Here is a 14,471-nt window from a genome sequence, read left to right as displayed (position 1 = left end):
CGACCATATAAGCCGGGAAGCCAATGTTACAACGGATAAATGGAGAGGTTACAGGCCCATTGCAAAAGCCTACAACATCAAACAAATAGAAAGTAACAAGGGATTAAATTTTAAAGCGCTCCATACAATGATACACCAGGTCAAATCTTGGATAAGAACAACCTATTCCTGGGTAAGTCCTGACAATCTAAACAGGTATTTTAATGAGTTTTGTTTTAGAATAAACCGCTCACAGAGCAAAGCCACAATATTCAACAATCTTATTGTGAAAATGGTGCAAAGAGACAAAATATATCAGACAGAATTAATAAGCAACTAACTACTGACCTCTAAAATTTAAAATATGAAAAAGTTAAATTTACTCTTCATAGCGGTCCTATCTATGTCTAGTATTATGGCTCAGGATATTACTGATGCCGTCCGATATTCACAGGATGAAGTTCAGGGAACTGCAAGATTCAGAGGTATGAGTGGCGCTTTTGGTGCACTTGGCGGCGATATGTCCGCAGTAAGCATCAACCCGGCTGGCTCTTCAGTTTTCACCAATAGTCATGCCTCTATAACCTTATCTAATTTAAGCACTAAAAACAACATCAATTATTTTAATGGTGTGAGCTCTTCATCAGATTCTAAATTTGATCTCAATCAAACCGGTGCAGCATTTGTATTTAATAATATGAATTCAAGTTCTGCTTTTAAAAAATTCACGCTGGGTGTGGCGTATGATAAAGTCTCAAATTATGACAATGCATGGGCTGTTAGAGGTGTAAACACCAATTCTAATTCTATTGCCGAGTATTTCCTCAGTTACGCACAGGGGTTAAGGCTTGATGAAATTTCTGCACTAAATGGAGAAAGCCTGACCAAAGCCTATTCTGAAATCAATCGTTTATATGGTTTTGGAAATCAACAGGCTTTTTTAGGGTATAAATCTTATATTCTTGAACCTACTGCGGACATTGACGACAATACATCGTATACGTCCAATGTTGCTGGGAACAATTTTGATCAGCAATATACCTACGCATCCACAGGTTATAATGGAAAATTCAGTTTTAATGCATCCTCGCAGGTTGGTGATAATTTCTATTTCGGACTTAATTTGAATTCCCATTTTATTAATTATGATAAATTCACTAACCTATCGGAAACCAATAATAACGCTGGTTCCTTAGTTAATCAGGTAAGATTTCAAAACGGGCTTTCTACAATAGGCTCAGGTTTTTCATTTCAGTTGGGTGCCATTGGAAAAATAAATGAATCTTTTCGTGCCGGATTATCTTATAACTCACCAACCTGGTACAATATCTCAGAAGAAACTACACAATACCTAGGAACCATCAGAAATGAAGGAGGTACTAACATTTCACAAATCATCGACCCTTTGGTGGTCAATGTGTATCCAACTTATAAACTCCAAACTCCCGGGAAGTTTACTGGAAGTTTAGCCTATATTTTTGGAGACACCGGTTTAATCAGCTTTGATTATTCATTAAAAGATTACAACAATACAAAATTCAAACCCACATCTGACCCTTATTTCGCCGCTCAAAACAACATTATGAGCACTAATCTAAAAAATGCTTCCACCTTTAGAGTTGGAGGTGAATATAGAATTATGCAAGTGAGTCTTAGAGGCGGTTATAGATTTGAAGAAAGTCCTTATAAGGACAATTCTTTCTATGGTGATCTCAACGGCTATTCTTTTGGTCTTGGTTACAGTTTTGGAACTATCAAATTGGACATTGCCTATGATCATGCTCAAAGAGATTATAATCAACAATTATATGCGGTAGGCCTGACTGATGCTGCTCAAATTGATTCTAAAAACTCCAATTTCACCTTCACTTTAGGCTTGAGCTTATAAAAGATAACTTACAATGTTTATTTAGGCATTCCATGATAAGGAATGCCTTTGGATTTCATAGGCCATTTGATGCTTAATTTTGAACTTTAATTAATTGATTCTTCCTTCAGTCCACAATTGTCCACGAGAATCATGATGCGATCTTAAAAAAATTTAAAATAACCAATTAAAATTTTAGGATTTTTATAAGTTTCACGCTCTACTAAGGATGACCCCTTATTAGCACTTCTCATGAAGAACTTAAAGCTATTTTAAATTTAATTTAGACAAAAGCAATTATACAATCAACCTCATGTTATGATTTTATATTTGTTTATCTTTGCAACTTATTTCAATCAAAATGCAGGTTGAACAGAACTTGAGCAGTTGATCGATTTACAAAATGACTATGAAAACAGATAAAAATATTGAAGCAATTGACGCCATTGGGGATGATCACGTTGGCACATCGGCTGAAACTCCTATGCGCAGTGATGCCTTTAAGCTTTCTTCTGATGAAAAAATAGACATCATAAAGGATGATGTCCGTCACATCTTGGAAACCTTAGGATTAGATCTTTCTGATGACAGTCTTAGAGGAACCCCATTACGTGTGGCAAAAATGTTTGTCAAAGAGATTTTTGGCGGCTTAGATCCAGAGAAAAAACCGAATGCATCTACCTTTGAAAACAAGTATAAGTATGGTGAAATGTTGGTTGAAAAAAATATCACTCTATATTCTACCTGTGAGCATCATTTACTTCCTATTGTTGGAAGAGCGCATGTAGCCTATATTAGCAATGGTACTGTTGTTGGCCTTTCTAAAATGAACCGTATTGTGGATTATTATGCAAAACGCCCTCAGGTACAAGAACGTTTGACAATTCAAATTGTAAAAGAATTGCAACACGTTCTAGGAACGGAAGATGTGGCTTGTGTAATTGATGCCAAACATTTATGTGTAAACTCTCGTGGCATTAGAGATATTGAAAGCAGCACGGTAACCTCAGAGTTTGGAGGTGCATTTAAAACACCACAAAACCGTCGAGAATTTTTGGATTATATTAAATTGGATACAAATTTCTAATTAGGATTTTAACAGGCTGTGAATTTACATATACTATCACTATAAGTTATAAAGTTGTTCGTTATCAATTGCAGGATCTCAGCTTTTCTTTTTTAATCAAAAACCATAATTTCTCTTTTGACTTTTAAAATAAGTCTAGGCATATAAATAAACATTATAACAAGTCATTTCCGAATAATTTAGTTTTTAATTTGCAACAAACACTACAAAACAATGCCACTTTACAAAGACAATAGCATAAAAATATACAATTCCTTATCAGGAGAAAAAGAAGTCTTTACCCCAATAAGCGAAGGCTATGTTGGAATGTATGTGTGTGGTCCAACGGTATATAGTAATGTGCATTTGGGTAATGTGAGAACGTTCATGTCTTTTGACATTATTTTTAGGTATCTGAAACATTTAGGATATAAAGTACGTTATGTTAGAAATATTACCGATGCTGGGCATTTGGAAAATGATGCTGACGTTGGAGAAGACCGGATTGCAAAAAAAGCCCGTTTAGAAGAAATTGAACCAATGGAGGTTGTACAGCGCTACACAGTTGATTTTCATAACATCCTAAACAAATTCAATTTCTTACCTCCTAGCATTGAACCGACAGCCACGGGGCATATTATTGAACAAATTGTAATCATTAAAAATATTCTTGAGAAAGGATTGGCTTACGAAATCAATGGATCTGTTTATTTTGATGTTTTAAAATACAACGAAACAAAACCATATGGTATATTAAGTAAGCGCAATGTTGAAGATTTATTGCACAACTCACGCGAACTTGACGGCCAGAGTGATAAGAAAAACCCTCAGGACTTTGCTCTTTGGAAGAAAGCAGAACCGCAGCATATAATGCGTTGGCCGTCACCATGGAGCGATGGTTTTCCTGGTTGGCACTTAGAATGTACCGCCATGAGCACTAAATATCTAGGTGAACATTTTGACATTCACGGGGGCGGGATGGATTTGAAGTTCCCGCATCATGAATGTGAAATTGCACAAGCTGAAGCTTCAAATGACCAAGCGCCTGTAAACTATTGGATGCATGCCAATATGCTTATCATGAACGGCAAAAAAATGGCCAAATCTACTGGAAATTTTATTTTGCCTACTGAAATTTTCTCAGGTGACAATGAACACATCTCCAAAGCATTTTCTCCAAGTGTAGCACGGTTTTTTATGCTTCAAGCACATTACAGAAGCATTTTAGATTTTACGAACAATGGACTTTTAGCCAGCGAAAAAGGCTTTTTTAGATTGATGGATGCTATTAATGCCATTGATGATTTAGTTCCGGCAACCACCTCAACATTCAATATTGAAGAATGGCAACAAAAATGCTATGACGCGATGAATGACGATTTCAATTCGCCAATTCTCATTGCTAACTTATTTGAGGCCGCTAAGTTCATCAATCAAATAAAAGAAGGCACAGCTACCATAACCCAAGACGATTTGACCTTATTAAAAAACACAATGCATAACTTTGCCTTTGACGTGTTAGGGTTGGTTAACGTCACCAAAACTGAAAATGGCACCGAAAAACTATCGGGTGCGGTAGAACTTTTAATTCAAATAAGACAAGAAGCCAGAGAAAATAAGGATTTTTCTATGTCTGACAAAATCAGAGATGAACTGGCCGCTGCAGGGATTCAGCTTAATGATGGTAAAGAAGGTACGACATTTACGACGAGTTAAAAACTTATCCCTAAATACTTTTTTAAGGATAAAGACATATCTGTTATGAAGAAAATATTGACCTATCCTTTTTTGTTGTTGATTAAGATATACCAAACGTTCATTTCTCCGTTAACACCCGCCAGTTGCAGATTTCAGCCTACATGTTCAACTTACGCAAAAGAAGCCTTAGAAAAACACGGTCTTTTTAAAGGGGGCTGGTTGGCGACTAAGCGTATATTCAGTTGCCATCCTTGGGGAAAATCTGGATACGACCCCGTACCGGAAAAAGACAGCAACTAAGTTCGTTGATCCTTCAAAGTTATTTGGATACATAAATGGGTATAGAAGATTCACTTTAAACCATTAAAGACACTGATTTTTATTCTCCTCAAATATTGGCTTTGAAATGAATTCCTATTCTCATTTTCAATTGTAAGCACTATACTAAAGCTTTCGTAAAATTTAAGGCCATTCTCGCTTATTACTTTTCAAAATATTATATTTACCCTTCTAATTAAATTAAACTCAATGCACGCACTAAAATTTGTTTGGGATCCTTCAAAAGGACTGGATATTCTTGGTTTTTTCACATTACATTATTATAGCGTCATGTGGATTGTAGCCTTTATTTTGGGGTTTTTAATTATGAAGCGTATTTATAAAAACGAAAAACAATCCGAAGAATCCTTGGACTCGTTATTTATCTATTCCGTCATTGGCATTATGCTCGGGGCACGATTGGGCCACGTAATTTTTTACCAACGTGAACTCTTTAGCGAAGACTTTTTTAGTATATTTTTACCAGTTAAATTTAAAGGTGGGTTTGAATTTACTGGATTTCAAGGACTAGCAAGCCATGGAGCAGCTATAGGAATGATCATCTCTATGTACCTTTACAACAAAAAAGTATTGCACAAATCGGTTATTTGGATTTTGGATCGTGTAGTAGTTCCTGTAGCGTGTGGTGCTATTTTTGTCCGAATTGGGAATTTCATAAATTCTGAAATCGTGGGCAAACCAACAGGAACAGATTTTGGCGTGGTCTTTGTCCAAAACGGTGAAGCCTTCCCACGGCATCCAGCCCAATTATATGAAGCGTTTTGCTATATCTTTGTATTTATAGCACTTTGGTACTTCTATTGGAAAACCAAAAAAAGTGAACAACAAGGATTTCTTTTCGGCCTATTTTTAGTTTTGCTATGGGTGGTGAGATTTATTGTGGAGTTTGTAAAAGAACCTCAGAGTGAACACGAATATATCGCAACCTCCACGCTCAATACAGGACAGTTGCTAAGTATTCCGTTTATTCTTATTGGTCTGTATTTCATGTTTATGTACAAATCAAAAAAACAAACTGCCTAATGAGAATGTCTGCTTTTAAAATAGTGATGCTATGTACTTTAGGTGCGTTTTATTTCCAGCTCCAAGGGTGTAAAGAAGAGCAAAAAACTATCAAGCCTCTCGTTATTGAATTCAAAAAAGAAGGCCAACTCATTCTCAAAAAAGCCAATGACAGCATCATTAAAAGTATAGATATAGAAATTGCCGACGATGACTACCAAACACAAACAGGCTTAATGTACCGTGATGTCTTAGGTCAGGATCAAGGAATGTTATTCGTGTTTCCTGAAGCTGATTATCATTCCTTCTATATGAAGAATACTAAAATAGCCTTAGATATTATTTATATAGACGCAGACAAAAAAATAGTGAGTTTCCAAAAGAATGCCGAACCTTTTAATGAAGGCTCGTTACCTTCTAATGTACCTGCAAAATATGTTTTGGAAATCAATGCAGGCTTATCAGATCAATGGCAATTAGAAATTGGGGATAAAATTGAATATCATAGAGTAAACTGATCTAAAAGTTCACCTCAAATTTAAATCTAAATAAAAATTGCAATTCTGTCCGTTCCTCAATTAAAACAATCGCTTTCTTGTAAAATACGACGGTCCATATCCTAAAAATTTAGGGCATCCTTTCTTTCATTATTTTAATATTTGAAGTTAATTTTTTATTAAATTCCCAAAGCTTTCCTTTAATCTTGAGCCTATACCTGTCTCTAGATAGGAATATCCTTTAGCCCTCAAAGTATATTTCTCAAAAAAAGCCTTATTGACAAGAATGTCTTAAAAATGTAGCAATCAAACCGTTATCAAAATGATAGATTCATAAGTAGTTTTGTCTAAGCATTGAACTAAACCTCATTATGACGAACATCCGAAAAAAATGAGAGAAGTAAGAAAGTACTATCTCAGGAGGAATTGGCTGAACCGCAACGGTAAATCTGAGATCAATTCAGCGTATTCAGAATAACGAGAACGAACCTAAGGGAAAAACCTTAAATCTAATTTGTGGTGTTCTTTGGATAAATGTGGAAGACATCCTAGACTACGGAAAATAAACGGATGAATATTACCAATAGCATTTTTAGCCATTCCGGTTGAAAATATAATTATCCGCAGATATTAAACTCATCTTAGTCAACATTTAGTGGAGTCTAAACGACAACTTCAAAAGGATTAATCACCATCACAGCAAAACTTAAAACAAAAATGCCGCTCAATAGAGCGGCACTTTAAAATATTTACAAATTTATTGTCCTCCTATATTTTTGTGTTTTCATCAATTGTTTCACCTTTATCTTTTAAGGTGTCATACATCAATGGTGTTGCAATAAATATTGAAGAATAGGTTCCTACCACAATACCCACTATAATAGCAAAAAGAAGGCCTCTTAATGAATCTGCTCCCAACAAGAACATGGCCAACAATACTACTAACGTTGTCAATGAGGTATTCAAGGTTCTACTAATAGTGCTATTGATTGAGTAGTTGATATTACGTCCACCTGCAAAGCCACCACGCTCTAAAACGGTCTCTCTAATTCTATCAAAGATAATAACCGTATCATTCAGCGAGTATCCAATTACCGTCAAAATAGCAGCAATGAACGCCTGATCAATTTCCATTGAGAATGGCATAAATGTATAAGCGAATGAGAAGATCCCCAATACAATAATAACGTCATGGAATACTGCCGAAACTGCACCAAGTGAGAATTGCCATCTTTTAAAACGTAATAAGATATATAAGAAAACAACAATCAAAGATCCGATAACTGCCCAAAATGATTCTGTTTTGATATCATCAGCAATAGTTGGACTTACTTTACTTGAGAACATCTGCCCTATCTTCTGTTCTCCAGAACCCACTTTAAAATCGTCAAAGGTCATTCCTTTTGGAAGATATGGGATTAAGGTTTCAAATAGCTCAGATTGCACTTTTTCATCTGCTTCTGCAGTATTGACATCTACCAAATATTTGGTTGAAATCTTTAACTGATGTGAATTACCAATAGTTTTCACCTCTGCACTTCCAAAGGCTTCCAAAACATCAGCTTTCACCTCTTCCGGATTAACTTCTTGCGCAAATCGTACTTGGAAAGTTCTTCCTCCAACAAAGTCAATTCCTTCATCTAAGCCTTTGGTAAACAAAGAAAATAGACTCAAAAGGATGGCTATTGAAGAAATAATATATGCCACCTTTCTTTTACCAATAAAATTGATATTCATATTTTGGAAAAGTCCTTTTGAAACTCCTGTGGTAAAGGTCAAGCCTTTGCCTTTATTGACATACCAATCAACTAGTAACCTTGTGATGAAGATTGCAGTGAACAAGGAAGTTACAATACCAATAATTAAGGTTGTTGCGAAACCTTTAATAGGACCAGTTCCAAAGACGAATAAGATTATCGCCGTTAATAGGGTCGTGATATTCGCATCCAAAATTGAAGATAGTGCATTACCAAAACCATCTCTTACAGATTCCTTCTGGCTTTTACCCTTGGCTAACTCCTCCTTAATACGTTCAAAAATAAGGACGTTCGCATCCACTGACATACCAATGGTCAGTACAATACCGGCTAGACCAGGAAGCGTCAATACGGCGCCTAATCCAGAAAGTACCCCAAATATGAGCAAGATGTTCAATAATAAGGCAATATCAGCAAACAAGCCACCTTTACCATAATAAAGAATCATCCAAACTAAGACTAGTGACAAAGCAATCAAAAATGAAGATGTACCACTTTCAATAGCTTCCTGCCCTAAGGACGCACCTACTTCATCTGCTTGCACAATATCAGCCTTTGCTGGTAATTTACCTGCTCTTAATACGTTGGCCAGGTCAATCGCTTCATTAAGAGTAAATGATCCGGAGATTTCAGAATTACCACCAGAAATTGGACCTGTGGTCACCCCTGGAGCAGAATACACAATATCATCAAGAACAATGGCTATCTGACTTTGTTGTGTGTAAGCCTTGCCGGTCATTTCTTCCCAAATCTTGGCACCTCTACCGTTCATTTGCATACTTACGGAAGGTTGATTTCTTTGGTTATAAGATTGAGTGGCATCGGTAATGACGGCTCCACTCAATTCAGGTGTATTTTCCCTGTTACCTTTAATCGCATATAAATCAACAAACTCACTGTTCTTTGGCTGGATACCCCACGCAAACTTTACATAGCGCTGCTCTGCAGGCAAGAGCGAACGTACTTGAGGCATATTTAAATAAGACATGATTTTCTCTTTGTCTTTCGCCTCAAATGTCGCCACCACTGGACCTCCAGAACCGTAACCTCTCAATAAATCTAAAATTGGATTTTCACCCACTTCAGTAGAATCAGTGGAAGTAACTCCAGTCAATTCTTTAATTTTACTATCAGCATCATCAATTGTATCCGTTACAATTTCAGATTCTACAACTTCAGTATTCGCACCTTTATTTACCAACGGTTTTAAAGTTTCATTGGCTTGCGCTAAAAACGGAAGAAATTCTTCGCCTTTATAAACATCCCAAAACTCTAGTTGTGCAGTACTTTGCAAGAGGTTTCTAATACGTTCTACATCCTTCGCACCAGGAAGTTCTACTAGAATTCGTCCTGTGTTTCCTAAACGCTGAATATTAGGAGAGGTCACCCCAAATTTATCAATACGCTTCCGCAATACTTCAAAGGCAGAGACAATAGATTCGTCAATTTTTTTCTTAATGACTGGCTCAACTTCACTGTCCGTCATGTCAAAAGTGATTTCCTCACTTAAGTTTCTGTTGGCAAAAATATCTGGAGATGCTAGTTTTTTATCCCCCTTAATTTTATCAAACGCGATGAAAAAGTCTTCAACATAGGCATTTTGACTTGTCTTCTGGAGCTCAGATGCATCATCCAAGGCTTTATTAAAAACAGGGTCTTTACTGTTATTGGAAAGTCCCTTTAAAAGATCCTTTACAGAAATTTCAAGAATAACGTTGATCCCACCTTTAAGGTCAAGACCCAAATTCATGGCTTTGTCTTTTACCTCATTATAAGTATAACTTGCGATTCCAAGATTAAATACTTCCTGATTGGAAAGTGAATCTAAATAACTAGTTTCATCTGCTGCCCTTTGTATGGGGTCATCAGATTTGCGCGCGGCAATCTCTTCGGCACGACTTTCAATTTGGTTAGCTTTGAATGTAAATGATAACTGATAAATACTTACCAACCCAAATAACACAGCAAACAGCTTTACTAATCCTTTGTTTTGCATTACTTTAATTTTTTTTTAAGTCAAATTTTTCAACGCGCAAATATAGAGCTTACGGACGATTTGACAATTGTTTTTTATGAATAAATACGAATTGCTAAAGCTTGGATAGACTTAGCAGAATAAGGCCTTTATATAAGACTTTCTTAATTTTTATTAGGATATAAAAAATGGAAGTACTAAACAGTCAAACTATTTTATACCTCATAAGATAAAGGGCCAGCTCTGACTTCAGGAATTTTATGTGATCGGTAATCCTTTGCAATGACTAGATGCCTCTGAAAGCGGATGTGTACTTTTGAAGTTTGACTTGAGTCAACTAGTAAGGTCTCTTCTGAAGGGAAATAAAAATTAGGATTTATAAATCGATAGTTTCCTGACTTGAACTCTACCGCACATTTACCTCCTAAATTTACTAATGAGTTTTGACCATCTTGTAATTCATAAACATTAAGATTATAGGAAATAGACTGGTCCTTAAATGGAAAGTCGACGGGTTTGTCTTTTTTATCAGAAGCTACAAAGCCCAAAGCAAGTTCTTCTTTTTTGGACAGTAGTTTTTTAATGTTTTCTACATTGGTATCACTATAATAACTGATGACCAGTCTCCCCTTTTCTTGATCACCTACATGAATATTTGTAACTCCAATGCGTTGTAGTTCTTTTTCAACAATGGCAATAGTGTGCTCAGCATCATTGAATGGGATGTGGGCATCGGAAAACTGCAAAACAATTTCCTGATTTGGAAGAGTGACTTGCTGTTTACCTAAAATGCCGCCTAATACAGCAATAAAGATGAATGCTGCACTGATATACCATTTCGGTTGGGTCTTTATATCTCGAATACTTTTCAATTGATATAATTTCTATTTTATCCAATTTTCAGAAAACTTCGCTCTCGGTGGATCATAGGTCGGCAAATATATGTAAAATAAAGTCTTTTTCTAATAAGAAAGGTTAGTATTGTTTAGATTCAATATTGTATAGAGTTCTACTCTTTAATAGCGTCAGTTGCGCAGCCTTATTTTGTTTGGGATTATAACCAATAAGCATACAGGTGTAGGTAGGCAATATTCTGTGAAGAACTTTTGCTGTGAGAATACTCATAATAATTAAAAACAAGACGATTAGAATAAATGAGAGTACAGAATAATCTTCAAAACTTAATTTAAAATAGCTTTTAATAACATAGACCACTTTTAAGAAATAAACATGTAAGAAATATATGGAAAAACTTGCGGAAGCAATATTGCTAATGATGTTATTCTTCACATGTTCAAACCTGCGTAACCACACCATATAAAACAAACAGAAAAAAACCATTTTAATAATTACTGATCCAACCCCATTATAGGTTGGAAACTCAGTTTTATAGAGTCCTATATGGCCATGATTAGTTTGCCAAGTAACAATGAGAAGTACTACAGCAAACAGGTAAATCTCCTTATTTCTAAGAGATTGATAGACTTTAGTTCTATAAACGGCACACATTATTCCCATTAAATATAAGGGCGTAAAATAAAATATAGCGTGTACCGCTTGGAATAAATCGGTACGCTCAAAAGGTCTTTGGACGAAAGTTGCAATTATTAAAGCTATTCCGAAAACAAGCAATTGCTTTTTAAAATTTAGTTTGATGAATGTTATAAAAAAAGGGGAAATTAAAACCATGAGCATTATAAAGGGAATATACCAATAAGCTGTGATATGTGCGCCGGTCACTAAATACTTTAAGCTAGAAACAAAAGCCCAGAGACCTGTGTTTTGAGTATTGTAGTCCATCACATTAGAATTGTCCCAATACATAGGAATTGTGACAACACTAACAAGTATAGGCAGGATGGATAGGAAAATATACGGTTTTAAATAGCGATCAACCCGACCTTTAACAAATGTTGAGTATTGATAGCTTTCATAAAAAACGATATAAAACAAAAACCCTGAAATAAATATAAAATTTAAGGTTGCGCCGCTAATGAGGTTGAAAAAAAACCGACTGCTATAACTATCCAAAGCAACATCTGCTGTAGAATAAACATGGAGAGTCACAATTAATACAATAGATAACGCGCGATAATGATTAAGGGAGTTAAAATACTTCAAAATAAAAGCATTGGATAGTTGAGTCTTATCATATAGTTATTTGTCAGAAAAGATATCAAACAAACTGTTTTAATACAAAATAAACCTATCAATGGTTTTAAAAGTCGGTTAAACAGAAAAATCTTACATTTTAAAGATGTGATTATGGTATAAATTACAATAGCTGTTAACGAAATTATCTTTCACCAAAAATACGATGAGCAAATCAAGTTACGCGGTATTTTCATAAAATTCAACATCATATGCAATTAAGGATCTTCTCATTACAGTGAATTCTCAATTTAACTTTTCTTTTCGCACAAACATTAAAACCATAGTTTGATATCGTTATTAACAAAAAAAAAGACCGCATGTCTGCAGTCTTTTTTCTATTATTTAATTCCTATAAATTACATTCCTGGAAGATTCTCAGTTTTGGAATAGCCTTCTGGAGGCGTCATCACAAATTTATCGTCAGAAACTTTTTCTGCTTTAACATCTGTAACTTCAATAACCATATCCATTTTCATTCCTTGTTGTTCCAAAGCCATACTCATATACATTGGAAATCCAGAAAAATCTTTGCCAAAAGCAGCTGCTTGTTGGGAAATGGCTTTTAATTTATCAGTGGCGTAAATTTCCATTTTCACATCTGCACCATTTTTGTTCATGGAAACATTGTATTTCGTACACTCATAACCAAGAATCGTCTTTGTCTCGTTTGTTTTTTCAATGGTCGTATTTTCGGCATCCTCTTCTGATGCTGAAATATTAGATTCCATATATTTCTTACCAATCATCGCATTGTCCATAAGAATCAATGACTTCTTTGAATTGTTATCGGCGATAAATACGGAAGACCCCGTCATTGGATTGCTTAACTCAGAACGTGATTTATCATTCTTAAAATAAGTAGTTGTTATCATATCACCCAACATGGCCAACTGCGCATTCATTTGCTCATTATCACTGGACATGGTTTGTTTTGAAATGATAACACCTTCATCGATTTGCTGTTGAGCAAACATGGTAACGCTTAAGCTTAAGGTCAATATAAATAATATTTTTTTCATGTGTATTGTTTTAAAATTAGGTGAACCAGATTTTTAAGCATCTAAAATAGTGCCAACTTTAAGTTATATCCTTAAATACCTACTCCTATAATAGGTCATTGGTTTTACGAACGCCTTCAGCACTTTCTTTCATATGCGTTTTTTCAGCATCGCTCAATTCTATTTCCACAATTTTTTCGATTCCATTTCTACCTAAAATTACTGGAGCGCCAATACAAATATCATTCAAACCATATTCTCCTTCCAACAAGACTGAACAAGGGAACATTTTCTTTTGATCACAAGCAATAGCCTGGACCAGACCACTTACCGCTGCCCCTGGAGCATACCAAGCTGAAGTCCCCAATAATTTTGTAAGTGTTGCACCTCCTACTTTGGTATCTTCCATTACCTGACCCAATCTATCTTCAGACAAAAACTCAGTTACAGGCACACTGTTTCTAGTAGCCAAACGTGTTAAAGGCACCATTCCTGTATCACTATGACCACCAATTACCATTCCGTCAACATCACTAATAGGGGCTCCAAGAGCTTCTGCCAATCTGTATTTGAAACGTGCAGAATCCAATGCTCCACCCATTCCTATAATTCTGTTTTTTGGAAGATCTGTAGATTTATGAACTAAATAAGTCATTGTATCCATTGGATTACTCACTACGATAATAATGGTTTCAGGAGAATGTTTGATTAAGTTTGAAGAAACTTCTTTAACTATACCAGCATTGATACCAATCAATTCTTCTCGCGTCATTCCTGGTTTACGAGGAATACCAGAGGTTATTACACAAATATCACTTTCTGCAGTTTTAGAATAATCATTTGTAACTCCTGTTATTTTGGTATCAAAACCGTTTAATGATGCGGTTTGCATTAAATCCATAGCCTTACCTTCAGCAAAACCTTCTTTAATATCCAACAAAACAACTTCGCTAGCAAAATTTTTAATTGCGATATATTCTGCGCAGCTTGCCCCAACGGCTCCTGCTCCAACTACTGTAACTTTCATAATTATATTGATTTTTAATGTGAAACTTCGTGTACAAAACGATACAAAATTACGAATAAAATTACTGTTAATGAAGAAAGCGCACTATTTCCTCTTACACTCTCCATTATTC

The 14,471-nt window shown here is 35.4% G+C and carries 12 protein-coding genes; 7 read left to right on the top strand and 5 right to left on the bottom strand.

Annotated elements, in window-relative coordinates:
* The 7 genes from G525_RS0110265 to G525_RS0110235 form a co-directional block, all read left to right on the top strand.
* Positions 1-319 (top strand): transposase (locus tag G525_RS0110265; RefSeq protein WP_027126103.1); only part of this gene is annotated, 319 nt, incomplete at its 5' end.
* 24 nt (positions 320-343) lie between these two features.
* Positions 344-1,867, top strand: coding sequence for an OmpP1/FadL family transporter (locus tag G525_RS0110260; protein WP_027126102.1), 1,524 nt, complete (start codon positions 344-346; stop codon positions 1,865-1,867).
* A 388-nt stretch (positions 1,868-2,255) separates the two neighbouring features.
* Positions 2,256-2,933 (top strand): GTP cyclohydrolase I FolE, encoded by a 678-nt coding sequence (gene folE, locus G525_RS0110255; RefSeq protein ID WP_027126101.1) that lies wholly within the window; start codon positions 2,256-2,258, stop codon positions 2,931-2,933.
* A gap of 213 nt (positions 2,934-3,146) precedes the next feature.
* Complete coding sequence (cysS, locus tag G525_RS0110250; protein WP_027126100.1) at positions 3,147-4,628, top strand: cysteine--tRNA ligase; 1,482 nt, start codon at positions 3,147-3,149, stop codon at positions 4,626-4,628.
* A 45-nt stretch (positions 4,629-4,673) separates the two neighbouring features.
* Entirely contained in the window at positions 4,674-4,910 is a 237-nt protein-coding gene (gene yidD, locus G525_RS0110245; protein WP_027126099.1) for a membrane protein insertion efficiency factor YidD, read from the top strand.
* A gap of 228 nt (positions 4,911-5,138) precedes the next feature.
* The gene (lgt, locus tag G525_RS0110240) at positions 5,139-5,972 is read left to right on the top strand and encodes a prolipoprotein diacylglyceryl transferase (RefSeq protein ID WP_027126098.1); all 834 of its coding nucleotides are present in this window, start codon (positions 5,139-5,141) and stop codon (positions 5,970-5,972) included.
* Positions 5,972-6,469, top strand: a complete 498-nt coding sequence (locus G525_RS0110235) for a DUF192 domain-containing protein (protein WP_027126097.1) — start codon at positions 5,972-5,974, stop codon at positions 6,467-6,469. The genes lgt and G525_RS0110235 overlap by 1 nt, the downstream gene beginning before the upstream one ends.
* A gap of 747 nt (positions 6,470-7,216) precedes the next feature.
* Here the strand turns inward: G525_RS0110235 and secDF are convergent.
* The 5 genes from secDF to mdh form a co-directional block, all read right to left on the bottom strand.
* Complete coding sequence (secDF, locus tag G525_RS0110230; RefSeq protein WP_027126096.1) at positions 7,217-10,201, bottom strand: protein translocase subunit SecDF; 2,985 nt, start codon at positions 10,199-10,201, stop codon at positions 7,217-7,219.
* Between the two features lie 194 nt (positions 10,202-10,395).
* Positions 10,396-11,052 carry a hypothetical protein gene (locus G525_RS0110225; RefSeq protein ID WP_027126095.1) on the bottom strand — a complete coding sequence of 219 codons (657 nt, stop codon included), beginning with the start codon at positions 11,050-11,052 and terminating at the stop codon, positions 10,396-10,398.
* A 103-nt stretch (positions 11,053-11,155) separates the two neighbouring features.
* Complete coding sequence (locus G525_RS0110220; protein WP_281170393.1) at positions 11,156-12,301, bottom strand: acyltransferase family protein; 1,146 nt, start codon at positions 12,299-12,301, stop codon at positions 11,156-11,158.
* A 389-nt stretch (positions 12,302-12,690) separates the two neighbouring features.
* Positions 12,691-13,353, bottom strand: coding sequence for a DUF4412 domain-containing protein (locus tag G525_RS0110215; protein ID WP_027126093.1), 663 nt, complete (start codon positions 13,351-13,353; stop codon positions 12,691-12,693).
* A gap of 85 nt (positions 13,354-13,438) precedes the next feature.
* A complete protein-coding gene (gene mdh / locus G525_RS0110210) occupies positions 13,439-14,359 on the bottom strand; it encodes a malate dehydrogenase (protein ID WP_027126092.1) in 921 nt (306 codons plus the stop codon).
* Between the last annotated feature and the right edge of the window lie 112 nt (positions 14,360-14,471).

It is taken from the genome of Gelidibacter mesophilus DSM 14095 (genome assembly GCF_000423005.1).
In the GTDB taxonomy this organism is placed as follows: Bacteria; Bacteroidota; Bacteroidia; order Flavobacteriales; family Flavobacteriaceae; genus Gelidibacter; species Gelidibacter mesophilus.
Note: the sequence above shows the minus strand (reverse complement) of the source record. Positions and strands in the feature narration are given on the sequence as shown.